At 61.3% G+C, this 19,583-nt stretch carries 16 protein-coding genes; 15 read left to right on the top strand and 1 reads right to left on the bottom strand.

Annotated features, from left to right (window positions below):
- Positions 1–259 precede the first annotated feature (259 nt).
- From glnE to FRT59_RS14830, 8 genes are read left to right on the top strand one after another with little or no spacing between them, the layout of a single operon-like run.
- Positions 260–3,199 carry a bifunctional [glutamate--ammonia ligase]-adenylyl-L-tyrosine phosphorylase/[glutamate--ammonia-ligase] adenylyltransferase gene (gene glnE / locus FRT59_RS14865; protein ID WP_153871555.1) on the top strand — a complete coding sequence of 980 codons (2,940 nt, stop codon included), beginning with the start codon at positions 260–262 and terminating at the stop codon, positions 3,197–3,199.
- 54 nt (positions 3,200–3,253) lie between these two features.
- Positions 3,254–4,288, top strand: a complete 1,035-nt coding sequence (waaF, locus tag FRT59_RS14860; protein WP_153838714.1) for a lipopolysaccharide heptosyltransferase II — start codon at positions 3,254–3,256, stop codon at positions 4,286–4,288.
- Position 4,289: 1 nt separating this feature from the next.
- The gene (gene waaC / locus FRT59_RS14855) at positions 4,290–5,351 is read left to right on the top strand and encodes a lipopolysaccharide heptosyltransferase I (protein ID WP_153838715.1); all 1,062 of its coding nucleotides are present in this window, start codon (positions 4,290–4,292) and stop codon (positions 5,349–5,351) included.
- Positions 5,351–6,475 (top strand): glycosyltransferase family 4 protein, encoded by a 1,125-nt coding sequence (locus FRT59_RS14850; RefSeq protein WP_153871554.1) that lies wholly within the window; start codon positions 5,351–5,353, stop codon positions 6,473–6,475. Before waaC ends, FRT59_RS14850 begins: the two co-directional genes overlap by 1 nt.
- Positions 6,472–7,278 carry a lipopolysaccharide core heptose(I) kinase RfaP gene (gene rfaP / locus FRT59_RS14845; protein ID WP_034117396.1) on the top strand — a complete coding sequence of 269 codons (807 nt, stop codon included), beginning with the start codon at positions 6,472–6,474 and terminating at the stop codon, positions 7,276–7,278. Before FRT59_RS14850 ends, rfaP begins: the two co-directional genes overlap by 4 nt.
- Positions 7,278–8,012: a lipopolysaccharide kinase InaA family protein gene (locus FRT59_RS14840; RefSeq protein ID WP_153871553.1), complete on the top strand. Its 735-nt coding sequence runs from the start codon at positions 7,278–7,280 to the stop codon at positions 8,010–8,012. The genes rfaP and FRT59_RS14840 overlap by 1 nt, the downstream gene beginning before the upstream one ends.
- Positions 8,009–8,761 (top strand): lipopolysaccharide kinase InaA family protein, encoded by a 753-nt coding sequence (locus FRT59_RS14835; protein ID WP_153871552.1) that lies wholly within the window; start codon positions 8,009–8,011, stop codon positions 8,759–8,761. Before FRT59_RS14840 ends, FRT59_RS14835 begins: the two co-directional genes overlap by 4 nt.
- Positions 8,761–10,227 (top strand): lipopolysaccharide kinase InaA family protein, encoded by a 1,467-nt coding sequence (locus FRT59_RS14830; RefSeq protein WP_153871551.1) that lies wholly within the window; start codon positions 8,761–8,763, stop codon positions 10,225–10,227. Before FRT59_RS14835 ends, FRT59_RS14830 begins: the two co-directional genes overlap by 1 nt.
- On the opposite strand, the gene FRT59_RS14825 is transcribed toward FRT59_RS14830, so the two are convergent.
- Positions 10,218–12,305, bottom strand: coding sequence for a TonB-dependent receptor family protein (locus FRT59_RS14825; protein ID WP_153871550.1), 2,088 nt, complete (start codon positions 12,303–12,305; stop codon positions 10,218–10,220). The two genes, FRT59_RS14830 and FRT59_RS14825, sit on opposite strands and share 10 nt — an antisense overlap.
- Before the next feature lie 176 nt (positions 12,306–12,481).
- Here FRT59_RS14825 and FRT59_RS14820 point away from each other — a divergent pair, with 176 nt between their 5' ends.
- The 7 genes from FRT59_RS14820 to FRT59_RS14790 all read left to right on the top strand — a co-directional run bounded on the left by FRT59_RS14820 (position 12,482) and on the right by FRT59_RS14790 (position 19,546).
- Complete coding sequence (locus tag FRT59_RS14820) at positions 12,482–12,823, top strand: YceK/YidQ family lipoprotein (RefSeq protein WP_034117401.1); 342 nt, start codon at positions 12,482–12,484, stop codon at positions 12,821–12,823.
- Positions 12,824–12,877: 54 nt separating this feature from the next.
- Entirely contained in the window at positions 12,878–13,234 is a 357-nt protein-coding gene (locus FRT59_RS14815) for a YceK/YidQ family lipoprotein (protein WP_034117402.1), read from the top strand.
- Between the two features lie 142 nt (positions 13,235–13,376).
- Entirely contained in the window at positions 13,377–15,134 is a 1,758-nt protein-coding gene (locus tag FRT59_RS14810; protein ID WP_034117403.1) for a carbamoyltransferase family protein, read from the top strand.
- Positions 15,135–16,031, top strand: coding sequence for a GNAT family N-acetyltransferase (locus FRT59_RS14805; protein ID WP_153838723.1), 897 nt, complete (start codon positions 15,135–15,137; stop codon positions 16,029–16,031). It abuts the gene before it with no gap.
- The gene (locus tag FRT59_RS14800; protein WP_153871548.1) at positions 16,028–17,434 is read left to right on the top strand and encodes a PIG-L deacetylase family protein; all 1,407 of its coding nucleotides are present in this window, start codon (positions 16,028–16,030) and stop codon (positions 17,432–17,434) included. Before FRT59_RS14805 ends, FRT59_RS14800 begins: the two co-directional genes overlap by 4 nt.
- Positions 17,435–17,519: 85 nt before the next feature.
- The gene (locus FRT59_RS14795; protein ID WP_034117406.1) at positions 17,520–18,668 is read left to right on the top strand and encodes a glycosyltransferase family 4 protein; all 1,149 of its coding nucleotides are present in this window, start codon (positions 17,520–17,522) and stop codon (positions 18,666–18,668) included.
- Positions 18,665–19,546, top strand: coding sequence for a glycosyltransferase (locus tag FRT59_RS14790; RefSeq protein ID WP_034117407.1), 882 nt, complete (start codon positions 18,665–18,667; stop codon positions 19,544–19,546). The genes FRT59_RS14795 and FRT59_RS14790 overlap by 4 nt, the downstream gene beginning before the upstream one ends.
- Positions 19,547–19,583: the final 37 nt, after the last annotated feature.

Genomic DNA, 19,583 nt, shown 5'->3' with positions numbered 1-19,583 from the left:
AAATCGTCGGCCATTTCAGCCTTTCGAATGTATATACGAGTAGTAAAACTACACAAGACTGAGCGTATGGCTCGGTCTGGCTGGTGAGCATAATCGTTATTGTTGATCTTTTGCGAACAAGAAAAGGTGAAAGTTTGATGCTGTCTGCCAAGATTAATTTAATTTCAGCTATTTATAACCTTTGTTCGACAGTCCATCACCGGGCGCGGTTCTTGCGTTCACAGCCACAGGCCAATTACGCGCCGCACAAGGATAGACCATGAGCCTTCCAACGCTGGCCGAACTGCCGGCCATTCTCTTGCCTTACGCCAGCCGGGCCGAGCAGTCATTTCGTGACGCAGTGGCCGCGCTGGGCGACGATCATGGCCTTTCTGCGTGGACGCCGCAACGGTGGGCCGACTTCGCCCGCGTGTGCGCCGCCAGTGATTTCGTCATTGAACAGAGTGTTCGTGACCCTTTGATGTTGCTCGAGCTGGTGGCCTGGGGCGAGCTGGACCGAGGCTTTGCGCCCGGCGAGCTGTGCAGCCAGATTGCCGGTGCCGTGCAACAGGCCGAAACAGAAGATGAGTTGGGCCGCGTACTGCGTCGCCAGCGTACGCGCCAGCAGGTGCGCATCATCTGGCGCGACCTGACTCGCCAGGCCGATCTGGTGCAAACCTGTCGCGACCTTTCTGATATGGCCGACGCCTGCATCGATCAGGCCTATCAATGGTTGTACCAGCGCCACTGCGCCCAGTTCGGCACACCCACCGGGCGACGCAGCGGTGAAGCCCAGCACATGGTTATCCTGGGCATGGGCAAGCTCGGTGCCGTGGAATTGAACCTGTCGTCGGATATCGACCTGATCTTCGCCTACCCCGAAGGCGGCGAAACGATAGGCGTGAAGCGCTCACTGGATAACCAGGAGTTTTTTATCCGCCTTGGTCAAAAATTGATCAAGGCTCTCGACCCGATGACCGTCGACGGCTTTGTCTTTCGCGTGGATATGCGCTTGCGTCCCTACGGCTCGGCCGGCGCTCTGGTGCTCAGCTTCAACGCGCTGGAGCAGTATTACCAAGACCAGGGCCGGGATTGGGAACGCTACGCCATGATCAAGGCGCGCGTGGTGGCCGGCGATCAAGTAGCCGGCGCGCAATTGCTGGATCTGCTGCGACCGTTTGTGTATCGCCGCTACCTCGACTTCTCGGCGATCGAAGCGCTGCGCACCATGAAGCAGTTGATCCAGCAGGAAGTACGACGCAAGGGCATGGCCGACAATATCAAGCTGGGCTCGGGCGGCATTCGTGAGGTGGAATTTATCGCCCAGGCGTTTCAATTGATCCACGGTGGCCGCGACCTCAGCCTGCAACAGCGTCCGCTGTTGAACGTGCTCGGCACCCTGGAGGGCCAGGGCTACCTGCCGGCGGCGGTGATTACCGAGCTGCGCAATGGCTACGAATTCCTGCGCTACACCGAACATGCCATCCAGGCGATTGCCGACCGCCAGACGCAAATGCTGCCAGACAGCCCCGAAGACCAGGCGCGTATCGCCTTCATGCTGGGCTTTAGTGACTGGGCCGCGTTCCACGAACGTTTGATGTACTGGCGTGGTCGCGTGGACTGGCACTTCCGCCAGGTGATTGCCGACCCGGATGAAGAAGAAGGCGAAGAAAGCGAACTGGTCGTCGGTGGCGAGTGGCTGCCGTTGTGGGAAGAGTCCCAGGATGAAGACGCCGCTTGCCGACAACTGACCGAAGGCGGTTTCACCGATGCGCCCAAGGCCCTCAAAGCCCTGGCCGGCCTGCGCGGCAGCCCGCAACTGCGCGCCATGCAGCGCCTGGGCCGGGAACGCTTGGACGCGTTTATCCCGCGCTTGCTGGCCCAGGCCGTCGAGCACGCGAATCCAGACCTGGTGCTGGAGCGCGTGTTGCCCTTGGTGGAAGCCGTCGCCCGGCGTTCGGCCTACCTGGTGTTGCTCACCGAGAACCCGGACGCCCTGCGCCGCCTGCTGACCCTGTGCGCCGCCAGCCCATGGATCGCCGAGCAGATCACCCGTTTCCCGTTGTTGCTGGATGAATTGCTCAACGAAGGCCGCCTGTTCAAGCCGCCGCTGGCGCCGGAACTGGCCGCCGAGCTGCGCGAACGCCTTACGCGCATTCCCGAAGATGACCTTGAGCAACAAATGGAAGCCCTGCGGCATTTCAAGCTGGCGCACCGCCTGCGAGTGGCCGCCTCGGAAATCGCCGGCAGCCTGCCGTTGATGAAGGTCAGCGACTACCTCACCTGGCTCGCCGAAGCGATTCTCGAACAAGTGCTGGCCCTGGCCTGGCGCCAGACCGTGGCGCGCCACGGTTCACCGCAACGACTGGACGGCACCCTGTGCGATCCTGGGTTCATCATTGTCGGTTACGGGAAAGTCGGCGGTATCGAACTGGGGCATGGTTCGGACCTGGACCTGGTATTTATCCATGACGGCGACCCGCAGGCCGAGACCGATGGCGCCAAGCCGATTGACGGCGCGCAGTTCTTCACGCGCCTGGGCCAGCGGATCATTCACTTGCTGACCACCCAGACCAACTCCGGCCAGCTGTATGAAGTGGACATGCGCCTGCGACCTTCCGGCGCATCCGGCTTGCTGGTGAGTTCCCTGGGCGCATTCGACCGCTATCAACAAAATGAAGCCTGGACCTGGGAACATCAGGCCCTGATACGCGCGCGGGTGCTGGTGGGCAGTCAGGATGTAGGCCATGCGTTCGAGCAAGTACGCGCTAACGTCCTGAGGCGTGAACGGGACCTGGCCAAGTTGCGCCAGGAGGTCAGCGAGATGCGCGCCAAGATGCGCGATAACCTGGGCACCAAGGCGACGACGGCCGGCAGGGGCGCCAATGCCTTCGAGGCCACGGCGGTGTTCGACCTCAAGCAGGACGCCGGAGGTATCGTCGATATTGAATTTATGGTGCAATACGCGGCTTTGGCGTGGTCTGCGCAACATCCATCGTTGCTGCGCTACACCGACAATATCCGCATCCTGGAGGGCCTGGAGCAGGTCGGGCTGATGCCCGCCGCCGATGCCCATTTGTTGCGCGAGGTGTACAAGGCCTACCGTTCCGCCGCGCACCGCCAGGCCTTGCAGAACGAGGCCGGCACGGTAGCCGGGGATCAATTTGCAGACGAGCGGCGTCAGGTGATGCGAATCTGGCAGTCGCTGGGTTTGAGCTGAAACACTATTAGGGCGGGGAGGCATAAGCCTCCCCGCATCGTTTGTGGAAACTACATGAATATTCTGATCGTTGGGCCCAGTTGGGTCGGTGACATGGTGATGGCACAGACACTGTTCCAGTGCCTGCGGCAGCGCTATCCAGACTGCCAGATCGACGTGCTCGCCCCTGAGTGGAGCCGGCCGATCCTCGAGCGCATGCCCGAGGTGCGCAAGGCCTTGAGCTTCCCGCTCGGCCACGGCGCCCTGGAGCTGGCCACTCGTCGGCGCATTGGCAAATCCATGGCCGGCCAGTACGACCAGGCGATCCTGTTGCCCAACTCGCTCAAGTCGGCGCTGGTGCCGTATTTTGCCGGCATCCCCAAGCGCACCGGCTGGCGCGGCGAGTTTCGCTACGTGCTGCTCAATGACGTACGCACGCTGGATAAAGCCCGTTACCCGTTGATGATCGAACGCTTCATGGCCCTGGCGTATGAGCCGGGCGCAGAGTTGCCCAAGCCGTATCCACGCCCCAGTTTGCAGATCGATCCGGTCACCCGCGATGCAGCGCTGGCCAAGTTCGGCCTGACCCTGGATCGCCCGGTGTTGGCCTTGTGCCCAGGCGCGGAGTTTGGCGAGTCCAAGCGCTGGCCCTCGGAGCACTACGCCAAAGTCGCCGAGACCAAGATCCGCGAAGGCTGGCAGGTATGGTTGTTCGGCTCCAAGAACGATCATTCGGTGGGTGAAGACATTCGCCAGCGCCTGATCCCCGGCCTGCGCGAAGAAGCGGTGAACCTCAGTGGCGACACGTCCCTGGCCGAGGCCATCGACCTGCTGTCCTGCGCCGACTCGGTGGTGTCCAACGACTCTGGCCTGATGCATGTGGCGGCGGCGCTGAACCGCCCGCTGGTGGCGGTATACGGCTCAACTTCCCCGGGTTTCACGCCGCCCTTGGCCGACAAGGTCGAAGTGGTGCGCCTGGGCCTGGATTGCAGCCCATGCTTTGACCGTACCTGCCGTTTCGGCCACTACAACTGCCTGCGTCAATTATTGCCGCAGCCGGTAACCGATGCTTTGCAGCGGTTGCAGGGCGACGTGGTCGAGGTTCACTGAGTTGCGGGTACTGGTAGTCAAGACCTCATCCCTGGGCGATGTGATCCACGCCTTGCCGGCGTTGACCGATGCAGCGCGGGCAATCCCCGGCATCCGCTTTGATTGGGTGGTAGAAGAAGGCTTCGCCGAAATCCCGACCTGGCACCCGGCCGTGGACCAAGTGATCCCGGTGGCAATCCGCCGCTGGCGCAAGAACCTCTGGCAAACCTTCAAGAGTGGCGAGTGGCGACGCTTCAAGCAGCGTGTGCAGTCGACCAAATATGATTTGGTGATCGACGCCCAGGGCCTGCTGAAAAGCGCCTGGCTGACCCGTTACGTGCGGGCGCCAGTGGCCGGGTTCGACAAACACTCGGCCCGCGAGCCGATCGCTGCGCGCTTTTATTCGCGGCGCCTGGCCGTGGCCCGTGGGCAACATGCGGTGGAGCGCTTGCGCCAACTGTTCGCCGTGGCCTTGGGCTACGACCTGCCCAAAGGCTTGGGCGACTATGGCCTGAGTGTCGAGAAGCTGCTCGGCCTGCCGCCGAAAAAACCTTTTGTGTTGCTGTTGCACGGCACCACCTGGGACACCAAGCACTGGCCCGAAGCTTACTGGCGCGAGCTGGCCGAACGTATGGGCCGCCTGGGCGTAGATGTGAAGCTGCCGTGGGGCAATGCCGCCGAAAAGGCCCGGGCCGAACGCCTGGCCCAGGACCTGCCCAACGCCGAAGTGTTGCCCAAGCTCAACCTGGCCGGTGTGGCCCGTGTATTGGCCGGCGCCCGTGCCTGCGTGGCAGTGGACACTGGCCTCGGCCACTTGGCGGCCGCGCTGGATGTGCCGACCATCTCCCTGTTCGGCCCCACCAACCCCGGCCTGACGGGTGCCTATGGCAAGGGCCAGATTCACCTGGCCAGCGATTGGTCCTGCGCGCCGTGCCTGCAGAAAAACTGTACCTATCAACCGACGGCCGACGACTTGCGTCGGTTCGACATCCTGCGTGAGTCGCCCCTGTGCTTCACACGCCTGAACCCCGAGCGTGTAGCAAGCCGGCTGAGCACGTTGTTACTGGCCGAGGAGCAGCACTGATGCAACTGGCTTTTGTTCTGTACAAGTATTTCCCCTTCGGTGGCTTGCAGCGCGACTTCATGCGCATCGCCCTGGAGTGCCAGCAGCGCGGCCACCAGATTCGTGTGTACACCCTGATCTGGGAGGGTGATATCCCGCCAGGTTTTGAGGTGCTGGTGGCGCCGGTCAAGGCGTTGGTCAACCATCGCCGCAACGAAAAACTCTATGCCTGGATCCAGGCCGACCTGGCCAAGCGCCCGGTGGACCGTGTGGTGGGGTTCAACAAGATGCCGGGGCTGGATGTGTACTTCGCCGCCGACGGTGTGTTCGAGGACAAGGCCCAAAACCTGCGCAACCCCATGTACCGCTGGTTCGGGCGCTACAGGCACTTCGCCGAATATGAGCGCGCGGTGTTCGATAAAGACGCCAAGACCCAGATCATGGTGTTGTCCGAGCATCAGCAACAGCTGTTCACCCAGTATTACGGGACCCAGGCCGAGCGCTTCCACTTGCTGCCGCCCGGCATTGCCCGTGACCGACGCGCGCCGCCCAACGCGGCTGACATTCGCGCCGAGTTTCGCGGTGAGTTCGGCCTGGCCGACGACGACCTGCTGCTGGTTCAGATCGGTTCGGGCTTCAAGACCAAGGGCGTCGACCGCAGCCTCAAGGCCGTGGCCGCATTGCCCTCGAAGCTGAAGAAACGCACCCGGCTGTTTGTAATCGGCCAGGACGACCCCAAAGTATTCCAATTGCAGAGTGCCGCCTTGGGCCTGGGTGACCAGGTGCAGTTCTTCAAGGGCCGCAGCGATATCCCGCGCTTCCTGCTGGGCGCAGACCTGCTGATTCACCCTGCGTACAACGAGGCGGCCGGCATGGTGCTGGTCGAAGCGGTGGTCGCCGGCCTCCCGGTACTGGTGAGCCAGGTGTGCGGCTACGCGTTCTACATCGACAAGGCCCAGAGCGGCCGGGTGTTGGACGAGCCGTTCGAGCAAACCCAGCTCAACCAGTACCTGGTCGATATGCTCGACGACCCACACGCGCGTGCGACCTGGAGTCGCAATGGTCTGGCCTTCGCCGAGACGGCCGACCTCTATAGCATGCCGCAGTACGCTGCGGACCTGATTCTGGCGGAGCCAAACCGATGAAGTTGATTCTTGCCGAACCCTTCAAGACCCTCTGGGCCGGGCGCGATGCGTTCGCCGAGGTCGAGAAGCTGCAAGGCCAGGTGTTCCGAGAGCTGGCCGCCCGTCGTACGTTGCGTACGATGGTCGAAGGCCAGCCTTATTTTGTGAAGATCCACCGTGGCATCGGGTGGGGCGAAATCCTCAAGAACCTGGTCACGGCCAAGTTGCCGGTGTTGGGCGCGGGCCTGGAGTGGCAGGCGATCCAGCGTTTGCAGGAGCTCGGCGTGCCGACCATGACCGCCGTGGCGTTTGGCGAAAAAGGCAGCAACCCGGCCGACCAGCATTCGTTTATCGTCACCCAGGAGCTGACCCCGATTGTCAGCCTGGAAGACTTGACCCTCGACTGGGTCAAGCAACCGCCAGTGCCCGCCATCAAGCATGCCTTGACTGTCGAGTTGGCCCGCACCGTCGGCGCGATGCACCGCGGCGGCGTCAATCATCGCGATTGCTACCTCTGCCATTTCCTGTTGCACACCGACCAGCCCATCACCGTCGACAACCTCAAGCTGTCGGTGATCGACCTGCACCGGGCCCAAGTGCGTTCGACCATCCCCATGCGTTGGCGCAACAAAGACCTGGCCGGCCTGTATTACTCTGCACTGGAGATCGGCCTGACCCAGCGCGACAAACTGCGTTTTCTCAAGGCTTACTTCCAGCAGCCGCTGCGCCAGATCCTGGCGGAGCAAACCGCGCTACTGTCTGAGTTGGAGCGCATGGCCGCGAAGCTCTATGCGCGCAAGCAACGATACGGGGATGCGCTCTGATGGCGGGTTGGAACCTGGAACCTGCCTACGCCGCCCTGGCGGATGACTTTGGAAGCCTGGACGCGGTCTTCGCCTTGCAAGGCGAACGGCTGACGCGCGACCCGCTATCAGAAGTGATCCGAGTAGAGCGCGGCGGGGTCAATTATTACGTCAAGCGCTACGTAGGTGCCGGCAAAGGCCTGCGCCGTTACCTGGGCAGGCCACGGGTGAAATCCGAATGGCAGAACCTCAAGCGCTTCGCCAAATGGGGCATTCCTACGGCTGATGTGATCGCCTGGGGCCTTGATCGCAAGGGCCTGGCCTATAACCGTGGCGCCATGATCACTCGCGAATTGCCCAAGACCGAAGATTTGTCGGTGCTGGCCGAGCGTAATGATGAGCGCCTGAAAGACCCCCTGTGGGTCGATGGCATCAGCCGTCAGCTCGCCGAATACACGCGGACCATGCACGACCACCGCTTCACCCATAACGACTTGAAGTGGCGCAACCTTCTGGTGGATGACCAGCGAACCCTGTACCTGATCGATTGCCCTAACGGTGATTTCTGGCGCGGTTTCTGGCTCAAGTACCGTATCACCAAGGATCTGGCTTGCCTGGACAAAGTCGCCAAGTATCACTTGTCGGCTACCCAGCGCCTGCGCTTCTACCTGCAATATCGCCAACGCACGCACCTGACGGCGTCGGATAAACAGCGAATTCGCCATGTGGTGAAGTTTTTCGAGGGACGCGAATGAGTGATTTCCTGGCGGCCGAAGACCGCGCTTTGCTTGAGCGCAACGGTCTCGCGACGTTCGATGCCCTGTGGGCCAAGCAACTGGACGCGGTGGACGAGCCCAATACCAGCCAGGGCGGCTGGAGCAGTGTGTATCGCCTGGAACTTGAAGGTCAGGGTTACTACCTCAAGCGCCAGAGCAACTACCTGACGCGCACCTTGCACCGGCCGTTTGGCGAACCGAGTTTTGCTCGCGAGTTTCGTAACATCAGCCTGTATCGAAAGCTGGGCATTCCCGCGTTGCAGGCGGCGTTTTTTGGTGAGCGCAAGGTTGAAGGCGAGCGCCGGGCGATGTTGCTGACCCGTGCCCTGGATGGTTGGAATGACCTGGATTCGCTGCTGGAGCAGTGGTCGCAATCGAGCGATGCCCAGCACCGCGCGATCCTGTTGGCCTGCGGCAAACTGGCGCGCCATCTGCACAGCGTGGGGCAGGTACATGGCTGCTTTTACCCCAAGCATATCTTCCTGCAGGCCACCGTTGATGGTTACGCTGCGCAGTTGATCGACCTGGAAAAAACCCGTCCGCTGTTGTTTGGCTGGCGTGACCGGGTCAAGGATCTGGAGCCGTTGCTGCGTCGTGCGCCGCAATGGTCAGACGCGCAGGTGCGCCAACTGCTAGCGGCGTATCTTGAGCAGGCTGAGGACAGTGCCTTGGTGTCCACTTGGCTCCAGCGCTTGACCGCCCGCCGCAGCCACAAGGAGAACCGCTGATGCGTCTGTCCGAGCTGAAAAATGCCGGCCGTTCCCCCAGCCTGCCGTTGACTATCGACTTGGCAGATGCTGCAGGCCCGGGGCAGTTGCAACTGCTGAGCCTGTTGCGAGTGTTGCCGGGCCAGCGCTACGTGGGCGCGGCGGTCTGGCGCGGTCGTCCGGTGTTGGCCAAATTGTTGGTCGGCAGCAAGGCGGCGCGGCATTTTCAGCGCGAGCTCAAGGGCGTGCGTTTGTTGGCCGAGCAGGGCCTGACTACGCCTTTATTGCTAGCCGATGGCTTGCAGGAAGGCGAGGGCGGCTGGCTGCTGTTTGAGTTTATCGAGGGCGCCCAGAGCCTGGGCGACGCCTGGCTCGCCGTCGAAAGCCTGCCACCGTTGGCGGATGAGCAAACCGCTGTACTCGCCGAAGCGCTGGGCGCGATTGCCCAAATGCATGCCCAAGGCCTGTGGCAAGAAGACCTGCACCTGGACAACCTGCTGCGCCAGGACGGCAAGCTGTATTTGATCGATGGCGCGGGCATTCGTGTCGAGCAGCCGGGCAAGCCGCTGTCGCGCAATCGAGTACTGGAAAACCTCGGGGTGTTTTTTGCCCAGTTACCGAAAAAACTCGAGCCATTTACTGAAGAATTGCTGGTGTACTACCTGCTCGGTAACGGCGAGCACGCCTTGCCTCTGGAAGCCCTGGAAAAGCAGGTATGCAAAGTCAGCGCCTGGCGCTTGAAGGACTTCCTGGACAAGACCGGCCGCGAATGCACGCTGTTCAGCGTGGTGCGTGGCGCCTTTGGCTTGCGTGCAATCCGTCGCGAAGAAGAAGCGGCCATGTTGCCGGTGCTGGAGCAGGCGGATGCGTTGCTCGACCAGGGCCACCTGTACAAGACCGGCGGTGCGGCCAGTGTGGCCAGGGTCGAGGTGGCCGGTCGGCCGCTGGTGATCAAGCGCTACAACATCAAGGGCTTTGCCCACTGGCTCAAGCGCTTCTGGCGCCCGAGCCGAGCCTGGCATTCCTGGCGCGAAGGCAACCGCCTGGCGTTCCTCGGCATCGCCACGCCCAAGCCGCTGGCCGCGCTGGAAAAGCGCTGTTTCTGGTTGCGCAGCCGCGCCTACCTGATCACTGAATACCTGCCGGGGCCGGACATCATCGAGCGCTTCGCGCCCTATGTTGAGCGTGGCGATGTGCCTGAAAGCGAGCTGCTGGCGCTGGACCACCTGTTTGCGCAGTTGATTGGCGAGCGCATCAGCCATGGAGATTTCAAGGGCCACAACCTGTTCTGGAGCGACGGCCGCTGGGCGATGATCGACCTGGATGCCATGTGCCAGCACCGTTCAATCGCCAGCTTTGCCCCGGCGTATGCCAAGGATCGTGCGCGGTTCATGCGTAATTGGCCGCAAGACAGTGCGCTGTATCGGGTGATCGATCAGCGGTTGCCCAAAGAGGTAGGCGCACCGCCCCTCCCACATCAGAATTGATATTCAGCCCCAGCGCCTGCATACCAGGAGCGCCCCGGCGCTGCTTCGTAGTAGCGCCCGTTGCCGTCACCCACGATCACCGATCCCACGTACTGGCGATCCAGCAAGTTATCCAGGCGCAACGTCTGGTGAAAGGTCCAGTGCTCCACCTTCTGCTCAAACCGCGCGCGCCAGTTGAAGACGCTGTAGCCCGGTGCGGCATGTTGCGTGTTGGTGTCTTCGACATAGACCTTGCTGCGGTACAGGCCCTCGATGGCAGTGCTGACCCAGTCTCGCGGCTTCCAGTTCAGTTCAGCGAACAGGGTGGTTTGCGGTACGCCGGGGAGGTAGTTGCCTTTGTCGATGGTATTGGCGCCGCTGGTGTAGTCGCTGTCGTAGGTTGCCTGCAGGCGGGTGTAGGCGAGGTTGGTGCTCCAGTGCTCGCTGAGCTGACTTTCCACGCCCAACTCGAAGCCACGGCGCAGGGTGCGGCCGGCATTTTGGTAGCTGGTGCGGCCACCGATGGATTGCTGTACGACCAACTCGTCTTCAGTGGTGATCTGAAAAACCGCTGCGTTAACCCGCGTGTCGTTCAGTTGCGCCTTCAAACCTATTTCATATTGGGTGCTTTCAGACGGCTTCAAACCGAAGTTGAAACCTTCGACGTTGCCCGGTGCGTAAGCCAGTTCGGCCTGGGTCGGCGTCTCGAAGCCTTTGCCAGCGCTGACGTAACCGTGCAGCTCTGGTGTGAATGCATACATCACGCTCATCGACGGCGTATTTTTCTGGTAAGTCTTGTTGCCGCTGGCGTCGCCATTGCTCAGGAATTGATCGTCGACGTCCATTTGCAGGGTGCTGTGGCGGATACCGGCTTGCAGGGTCCAGCGGTCGAGGGCCCAGTTGGCCTGGATATACGGGTCAAGGCTGCGAGCCGTGTCGATTTCATCACGACGGAGCTGGCCTTTCACTCCGAGGGTGGTGCCGCTGTAGTTCTGGTAGCCATGGCGGCTGTCTTCGCTCTGGTCGAAGTCCAGGCCGGTGATAATCATCAAGTCGCCGGGAGCGCTGTCGATGGGCTGCATCCAGCGCACGCTGCCGCCGTAGAATTTGCGGTCGAATTGCACCACGCCGCCGCCACGTTCGTTAGCCGGCGTGCCTTTGGGGATCGGCAGGTACTGAATCACACTGCGCCGTCCGGTATAGGCATTTACCTGCAACGTCGCATTGCCGATATACCGCTCGTAATTCATCCCCAACTGCTGATGATCGATGCTTTTACGCGTGTTATAGGTCAGCGCATTAGCACTCACCGAGCGCGGGTCGGCCTTGTATGCCGCCCAGGTCTGCCCCAGCGGGTCCTGCGTGCCGTTCTGCTCCAGGCTGCTATAGATCAACGCCAGTTTGCTGTCGTCATCGGGCTGGAAGTTGAGCTTGGCGAAGGTCTGGTCACGACGGGCGCTGCTGTGGTCGCGATAGCCGTTGGTGTCCATGCGCGAGGCGTCGAGTACAAAACCGGCGCCATTGGCCGCGCCCTCGGCAGTAAGGTGGTTCTTGTTCAGGCCGTCGCTGCCCACCAGGGTTTCGGCGCCGATGCGCAGAGGGCCTTCGCCGTCGCGGGAGAACATCTGGATCACCCCGCCGGCGTTGCTGCCATACAAAGTCGCCGCCGGGCCGCGCAGCACTTCGATGCGTTCGGCGGTGTCGAGGTTGAAGGTGGCTGCCTGGCCCTGGCCGTCCGGGGTGCTGGCAGGGATGCCGTCGGCGATCAGCTTGATGCCACGCACACCAAACGCCGAACGGGCGCCGAAGCCTCGGGAAGAAATCTGCAAGTCCTGTGCGTAGTTCTGGCGGTTCTGCACCACCAGGCCAGGCACGCGGGACAGGGCTTCGGAGGCGTTGATGCCCAGTTGGCCGTCGCTGATCTGTTCGCGGCTGATGCCGTCCACCGAATAGGGCAGGTCGAACGTCGGGCTGGCGCTGCGCGAGCCGGTGATCACGCTGGGGTCGAGGATCAGTGGCGAATCATCGCCCTGAACGGTGCTGCTCAAGGCCAGCAATCCAGGCAGCAAGAGGGAAAAGCGAGCGTGCGTTTTTTTCATGGGGCAGCCAGAGTCCTCGGCACGCGCAACAAAGGGCGCGCAAAAGATGCGCGAGTTTAAAGATTTAGTCAGGTTTTACCATTTCGGATTTTTCCCACGCAATGTAGCGGTGTTTCTCGGGTGAATAAGCGAATCTGCCGGTGATAGCGTGAAACGCCTTTTACGAGGCGTAGGCCATGACAAGAAAAATAAAAGCTGCACTGGGTATCAGTCTCGCAGCACTGCTATTAAGCGGCTGTGGAACGGTTAATAGCGTCATTCGCAAAGAGGGCGACACGGCGCGTGAGCTCAGGCTCGTCAAAACCTATTGCCAATCCATTCCCCGCGTTTACAGTGGAGTGGCCTTTGATTTCTGCACGTTGCACGCGGCCCCGGACCCCACCGGGTTTCTCATACCCTTCGTGCTCGTAGATATTGCGGTGTCCGCGGTTGCCGACACGGTGGTTTTGCCCTATACGGTTTATCGACAATCGGCCGACGGCAACATCAGCATCTATTGGCGTCCGGGCCGCTCATGAGCTGGGGGATAAAAGTACCCGGCCCTCCCATCTACAAGGCGAAAGGAGTTGTCCGTGAGTCGTGGTTTCAAAGTCCTGCTGGTTTCAACCTTGTTATTGGCTTCCGGTTGCGGAACGATCAACACCGTCTTTCGTCCGGATGCTGTGGCCAGCCAGAACCTCAAGGAGTCGCGCAGCCACTGCGAAAACGTGCCGCGTATCTACAGTGGGGTGATCTACGGTTTTTGTACCCTCAATGGCGAGCCTGCACCGGATAAAAGCCTGAAGGACCAAAGCCTGCTGGATAGCCAGGGCAATGCCTTCCCGATCATCGCGATTGAATTTGTCGCCTCTGGCGTCATGGACACCCTGGTGCTGCCCTATACGATCTACCGCCAGAACAAGGACGGCAGCATCGAGATCTTCCGCTAGTCCCTCACGGCGCTTGCCGCTAACAGCTTCCCCCTGCTTTTAAGCTATAATCCCGCCCTTTAGCTGTTTCTCGCCCAGGCGAGAGGCACACTTTTTTCAGGCGCGACCCGCCTGCATGCAGACTAAAAGAGGCTAGACCCCTGTGGCATTGACGATTCTTGGCCTGTCCGGCGCCCTTAGCCATGATCCTTCCGCAGCCCTGTATATCGACGGCAAGCTGATCGCGGCCGCCGAAGAAGAGCGCTTCGTACGCGACAAACATGCAAAGAACCGCATGCCCTACGAGTCGGCGAAGTTCTGCCTGGAGCAAGCCGGCATCAAGCCTTCCGACGTTGACGTGGTGGCGATTCCGTTCGCCCCGATCAGCTTGTTCGGCGAGGCGCGCTGGCACTACGCCAAGCGCTACTGGTACGCCCCGGACCGCGCCCTTGATGCGATCCTGATGGGCAACCGTCGCTACAAGCGCTATCGCAACAAGATCGTCTGGTGCCTGGAGCAACTGGGCTTTGATCCGAAGAAAATCAAGATCGAACCGGTTGAACACCACCTGGCCCACGCTTCCAGCGCCTACCATTGCTCCGGTTTCCAGGAAAAAACCGCGATCCTCGGCATCGACGGCAAGGGTGAGTACGCCACCACCTTCTTCGGCTACGGCGAAAACGGCAAGATCCACAAGATCAAGGAATTCTACGACCCGGATTCCCTGGGCGGCCTGTACGGCGCAATCACCGAGTTCCTCGGTTTCGAGATGCTCGACGGTGAGTTCAAGGTCATGGGCATGGCGCCGTATGGCGATGCCAGCAAATACGATTTCTCGCGCCTGGCCTCGTTTGAAAACGGCGAGTTGGTGATCAACACCGACTATGCCAACGTCATCGGCTTGCGTCGTTATAAAGAGAAGGGCAAGGGTTTCTACTTTTCGCCAAAATTGATCGAGTGGCTGGGGCCCAAGCGCGAAGGCGATATCGCCGACGAGCCGTACATCCACTACGCGGCCAGCATGCAGGCGCTGTTCGAGAAGCTGGCCCTGCAGATGATCGACCACTACCTGGGTGACATCCTCAAGGACACCGGCAAGCTGGCCTTCGCCGGTGGCTGTGCACTGAACGTCAAGCTGAACCAGAAGATCATCGCCCGTGACGACGTGAAAGAGCTGTTCGTGCAGCCCGCTTCCGGCGATGCAGGCACCGCCGTCGGTGCGGCCGCGTACGTGTCCCACGCCCGTGGTGTACCGGTGGAGAAGATGGAACACGTCTACCTCGGCCCGTCCTATAGCAACGAAGACGTGATTGCCGCCTGCGCCAAGCACGCGAGCAAGCCTGTCTGGCGCAAGATCGAAAACATGCCCAAACGCATTGCCAAGATCATGGTCGATGGCAACCCGGTGGCCTGGTTCCAGGGTCGCATGGAGTTCGGCCCGCGTGCCCTGGGTGGTCGTTCGATCATCGGTTGCCCAAGTGCTACCGGCGTGGCTGACCGCATCAACCACCAGATCAAGTTCCGCGAGCGCTGGAGGCCTTTCTGCCCGTCGATGCTCGACACCGTGGCCCCGCAGATGATCAAGGTCGATCACCCGGCGCCATTCATGACCTTCACCTTTGAAGTCTCGGAAGAGTGGAAGACCCGCGTGCCGGAAGTGGTGCATGAAGACGGCACCTCCCGCGCCCAGGTGCTCAAGCGCGAATACAACCCGCGCTACTACGACATGATGAAAGAGCTGGAAGTACTGACCGGCAACGGCGTATCGCTGAACACCTCGCTCAACCGTCGTGGCGAAGCGATGATCTGCTCGCCGACCGACGCGCTGAACATGTTCTTCGGCTCGGACCTGCAGTACCTGATCATGGAAGACATTCTGGTCGTCAAGGACGGCGTGGACCCCTATGACGCCGTGGTTTAAATGCTGAACCGCTTCCAGGGCTGGCGTGAACGTGGCTGGGCGCCTGTCGAGGCCGAGGTTTACGCCCAGGCCTGGCAGCGTTACGGCGGCAGCGTGGCGACCCATCCGCAGGTGATCGAGCGGCTGGCCGGGTTGGCGCAGATTCCGGTGCGTTACCTGGGCTGGGAGCAAGGTGGTGAGCTCAAGGGGGCGATAGCCACCTGGGGACGCGACCTGGCCCTGTCCAAGGACGTACTCAAGCGCACCGGCAAGAAAGGCCTGTTTGACCTGGGCAATGCCGAGATCATCCTGCCGATTGCCGCCGATGCGCAGGTACCGCTGCGTCATCGCGCGCGCTATCTGTCGGCGCTCAATGAAGGGCGCGTGAGCACCCTCAAGCCCCAGGCCGAGCAGTTGGCCATGGCGCGCACCCCCGAAGAACTGTCGAAGAAGTTTCGCTATAACCAGCGCCGCGAATTGCGTCTGCTGGAAGAGGCGGGTGGCGTGGTGCGGGCGGTGAGTGAGTTTTCCAGCGTGGAGCTGGCGGCAATTTATTGCGACCTGTTCCAGCGCCGTTGGGGCTTCCCGGCAGCAGGCGCGGCGCGTCTGGCCGAGGTGCTGGAGCTGCTCAAGGAGTTTCTGTTCGGCTCGGTGCTGTTTCTCAATGACGCGGCGATTGCGGTGCAGTTGGTGTATCAGGTGCAGTCCAGCGAATGGTTCAGCGCCGAGTATGTCAACGGCGGCGTCGACCCTGAAACCCGCGCCTTCAGCCCCGGCAGCGTGCTGAGTTTTCTCAATACCCAAAGCGCTTGGGAACAGGCGCGGGCGGCGAACAAGTCGTTGCGTTTCTCCTTCGGTCGTTCCGACCGCGAATACAAGGAGCGCTGGTGCAATCCGGTGCCGGTGTTCAGCGTATGAGCCGCAAACAGCAACTGCTCAAGCGCCATCGGCGCAACAAGCGCATTGCGCTGTTGATCGGCTTGCTGATGCTGGTGGTAATCGGCGTACTGGTGGCTTGGTGGTTGCCGCCGGTGCTGGCGGTGCTGCTGTGGGCGGCCCATGAAGCCTGGTTTGCCGATCACCTGTTTTACTCGCCCAAAGACAGCTACGAGTATGCATTTCCAGTCGGCAGCGAACAGCCCGGTTTGCGTCTGGAGGCGGGACAGTTGCTGTGTGACACGCCTTTGGCTGCGGACGAAACCCTGATCGTCGGTGTCGAGTTGAAAAGCTCTTGGTTGGGACGGTTCCTCGACCCCGCAGTAGACGTTTTGGGCCTGGAGATACCGGATCGGCAAGTCTTCGAACGCGGCGTGGCCGGGCGGCGTTACCTGAACCTGACCGGCGCGGCCGAAGCACTGTCGGCGGGCAGTGTCAGGCTGCGCGCACGTTTTTGCCGGATCAAGGGGCAGCCGACACTGTGGCGCTTGCGTCAACCGGATTATCGCCTGCACCGCGTGATGGTGATTGCGCCCCATGCCGACGATGCCGAACTGGCTGCGTTCAGCCTTTACAGCCAGGCCACCGAAAGCTGGGTCGTGACCCTGACTGCCGGTGAAATCGAAGCCGAGCATTATCAGCAAATGGGCCTGCCCAGGGCTGAAGCCGCACGCCTCAAGGGGCGTCTGCGTGCCTGGGACAGCATCGCCGTGCCGCGTTGGGCTGGCGTGCCCGAAACGCAGTGCGTGCAACTGGGTTACTTCTGCATGCAGTTGCAGGCGATGCACGCCGCACCAGATCAACCTAAGGCCTCCCGCGAAGCCGACCTGAGCGATACGCGGCTGTTTCGCCAGTTCAACGGTTTTGCATTGCCGGGGGACGTGGACGGCGCGCCGACCTGGCATAACCTGATCGCTGACCTTCGGGCACTGCTGCTCAAGGCGCGTCCCCAGGTGATCGTGTTGCCCACGCCGTTGTTGGACCCTCACGCGGACCACATCTGCGCGCATGCGGCGGTGCTTGAAGCGTTGCAGGGCCTGGAGTGGCAGCCCGACACATTGCTCGGCTACGCCAATCACCTGCATGATAACGACCGCTGGCCCATGGGCGATTCGGGGGCTGGCGTGGCGTTGCCGCCGCGTTTCGATGCAGCGGTCGAGATGGTGCCTTGCAGCTTCCCGCTCAGCCTGAGCCAGCAGCAGGACAAGGCCATGGCCCTGGGCATGATGCATGACCTGCAGCCGCCAGCGCCGTTCAAGCGTCGCGTGCGCAGGTGGTTGCAGCAACTGTTGGCAGGCCGTAAGCCATCGCCTTATGGCGAGAACGAATTTTTTCGCAAAGCCGTGCGCCGTCACGAGCTGCTGTGGGTCCTGAAGCAGGACTGAGAGCCTATTGAAGACAGGCCGGTATTTGCCTGTCGCCCTTTTTACCGGGCTGCGTGCCCGTAGCCAGATCGCTGCATGGAGAGTTATGAAGCCGCGTTTCAAGGTTTTGCAGTTACAGCCAGACTACAACGTCAAGACCAATGACTTCGCCGACCTGGGTGAGCAAATCGTCAAGTCCTTGCCGGCTGAGCGTTTCGAGGTGACTTCGGGGTTTCTCAGCGGGCGCCCGCTGCCTGGCCAACCCCTGAGCGTGGCTGAACACTCTCACTATTTCGAGCTGCCAGAGAAGTCCCTCAAGGGCATTCGTTTTGGCGCCATGTGGCAGATCTACAAGTATTGCCGCGAGCAGAAATTCGACGTGGTCATCTGTAACCGCTTCAAGTCGGTGAACATGATGCTGTCGCTCAATCGCTGGTTGAAAATCCCGCTGTGCATCGGCATCTCCCACGGTTTCGGCGAGTATGCCCGTGGCTATCGTCGGCGCCAGACCCAGCGTTGGGTCAGCCCGGCGTGGCGATTTGTCGGGGTGTCGGAGGCGGTGAAAGACTACCTGGTGGACCTCAATTGCGGGTTTACCCGCGAAAACACCACCTATGTCACCAACGCCATCGACATTCCCCAGGCCGAAGCCTTGCAGTTGACCCGTGAGGACGCGCGCAAGGCTCTGGGCCTGCCAATGGACGCACGGATGATCGGCGCGCTGGGTCGCCTGGTGCCGATCAAGGGCCACACTCATCTGCTGCAAGCCTTCGCCACCCTCAAGGACAAATACCCTGAGGCGCAGGTGGGCATCATCGGTTCCGGTCGCGCCGAAGCTGATCTGCGTGCGGACATCGAGCGCCTGGGCCTGACTGGCCGTGCACACTTGCTGGGCTTTCGCGAAGACGGCATGAAGTACGTGCGAGGCTTCGACATCTGGACCATGCCGTCGCTGTTCGAGGGCTTGGGCCTGGCCCTGCTGGAAGGCATGAGCGGCCATCTGCCGGTGATCGCCTCCAACGGCCCGGCGATGCTGCCATTGGTGCAGGGCGCGGGCGGTTTGTCCCATGATCCGGGCAACGTCGAGCAATTGGCTGCGGCTCTGGATACTTATCTGGCACTGAGCGATGAACAGTTGCGCGCCAAGGGTGAGGAGGTGTTCCGCTATCTGGAGGCCAATCACACCCTTGACGAGTTCAAGCACAAGTACCTGACCCTGATTGAAACCGGTTTGCGTGAAGTAGGTAGAGCATGAATCAGCAACAACCCCTGGTGTCGGTGATCATCGCCTCCTATAACCATGGCCAGTACATCGAGCAAAGCATCTTGAGCGTGCTGGGGCAGACTTACCCCAATATCGAACTGTTGGTGGTGGATGATGGCTCCAAGGATGACAGCGTTGAGCGCATCCGGCGTTTGCAGGCCGAGCACGGTTTTGATTTCCAGGTGCAGCAGAACCAGGGGCTCAGCGCCACCTTGAACGGCGCTATTGCGCGCGCCAAGGGCAGCCTGATCGCACCGTTCGGCTCGGATGACATCATGCTGCCGGACCGTATCGCTACCCAGGTAGCGTATATGGAGGGCAAGCCGAAGGTGGGGATGTGCGCCGGCAATATCGAGCTGATCGATGCTGACGGCAACCTGCATCCGGAGAAAAAACAACGTCGCGACGTGCCGTTTCGCAGTCTCGACTTCGACGACATGTTCCTGGACCGCAAACCCTTCCCGCCGGCGCCGACCATGCTGATTCGTCGGCAGGTGCTGGAGGAAGTCGGAGGGTTCGACCCGCAGATTCCCCTGGAGGACCTGCTGATCCAATTGAAGATCACAGCGGCGGGCTACACCATCGACGCCCTTGACGTGGTGATGGCCAAGTACCGGCAGCACGCCAACAACACGTACAAGAACCACCGCTACATGATCCAGAATATTCTCAAGACCTATGCCAAGTTCAGCGACCACCCGGCCTACGACGCGGTTCGCTACAACTTTTTGAACTCGATGTTCCTGAAGACCGCTGACCGTGATCGCCCACTGGCGCGGGAGATTCTCAAGCAGATCCCACTGAAGTTCTGGGGGCGCAAGACATTGCGTGGGTTGGTGCGGTTGTATCTGGCACCGCTCAAGGGCTGAAACGGCGCCTCACCCTGTAGGAGCGAGCAAGCTCGCT

Source organism: Pseudomonas haemolytica, assembly GCF_009659625.1.
In the GTDB taxonomy this organism is placed as follows: Bacteria; Pseudomonadota; Gammaproteobacteria; order Pseudomonadales; family Pseudomonadaceae; genus Aquipseudomonas; species Aquipseudomonas haemolytica.
This window is presented reverse-complemented; position numbering and strand designations above follow the sequence as displayed.

What these genes read in the sequence shown, in the direction of transcription:
- glnE (WP_153871555.1), top strand. Translation starts at nt 260, where the DNA reads ATGAGCCTTCCAACGCTGGCCGAACTGCCGGCCATTCTCTTGCCTTAC.
- waaF (WP_153838714.1), top strand. Translation starts at nt 3,254, where the DNA reads ATGAATATTCTGATCGTTGGGCCCAGTTGGGTCGGTGACATGGTGATG.
- FRT59_RS14850 (WP_153871554.1), top strand. Translation starts at nt 5,351, where the DNA reads ATGCAACTGGCTTTTGTTCTGTACAAGTATTTCCCCTTCGGTGGCTTG.
- rfaP (WP_034117396.1), top strand. Translation starts at nt 6,472, where the DNA reads ATGAAGTTGATTCTTGCCGAACCCTTCAAGACCCTCTGGGCCGGGCGC.
- FRT59_RS14840 (WP_153871553.1), top strand. Translation starts at nt 7,278, where the DNA reads ATGGCGGGTTGGAACCTGGAACCTGCCTACGCCGCCCTGGCGGATGAC.
- FRT59_RS14835 (WP_153871552.1), top strand. Translation starts at nt 8,009, where the DNA reads ATGAGTGATTTCCTGGCGGCCGAAGACCGCGCTTTGCTTGAGCGCAAC.
- FRT59_RS14830 (WP_153871551.1), top strand. Translation starts at nt 8,761, where the DNA reads ATGCGTCTGTCCGAGCTGAAAAATGCCGGCCGTTCCCCCAGCCTGCCG.
- FRT59_RS14825 (WP_153871550.1), bottom strand. Translation starts at nt 12,305, where the DNA reads ATGAAAAAAACGCACGCTCGCTTTTCCCTCTTGCTGCCTGGATTGCTG.
- FRT59_RS14820 (WP_034117401.1), top strand. Translation starts at nt 12,482, where the DNA reads ATGACAAGAAAAATAAAAGCTGCACTGGGTATCAGTCTCGCAGCACTG.
- FRT59_RS14805 (WP_153838723.1), top strand. Translation starts at nt 15,135, where the DNA reads ATGCTGAACCGCTTCCAGGGCTGGCGTGAACGTGGCTGGGCGCCTGTC.
- FRT59_RS14800 (WP_153871548.1), top strand. Translation starts at nt 16,028, where the DNA reads ATGAGCCGCAAACAGCAACTGCTCAAGCGCCATCGGCGCAACAAGCGC.
- FRT59_RS14795 (WP_034117406.1), top strand. Translation starts at nt 17,520, where the DNA reads ATGAAGCCGCGTTTCAAGGTTTTGCAGTTACAGCCAGACTACAACGTC.
- FRT59_RS14790 (WP_034117407.1), top strand. Translation starts at nt 18,665, where the DNA reads ATGAATCAGCAACAACCCCTGGTGTCGGTGATCATCGCCTCCTATAAC.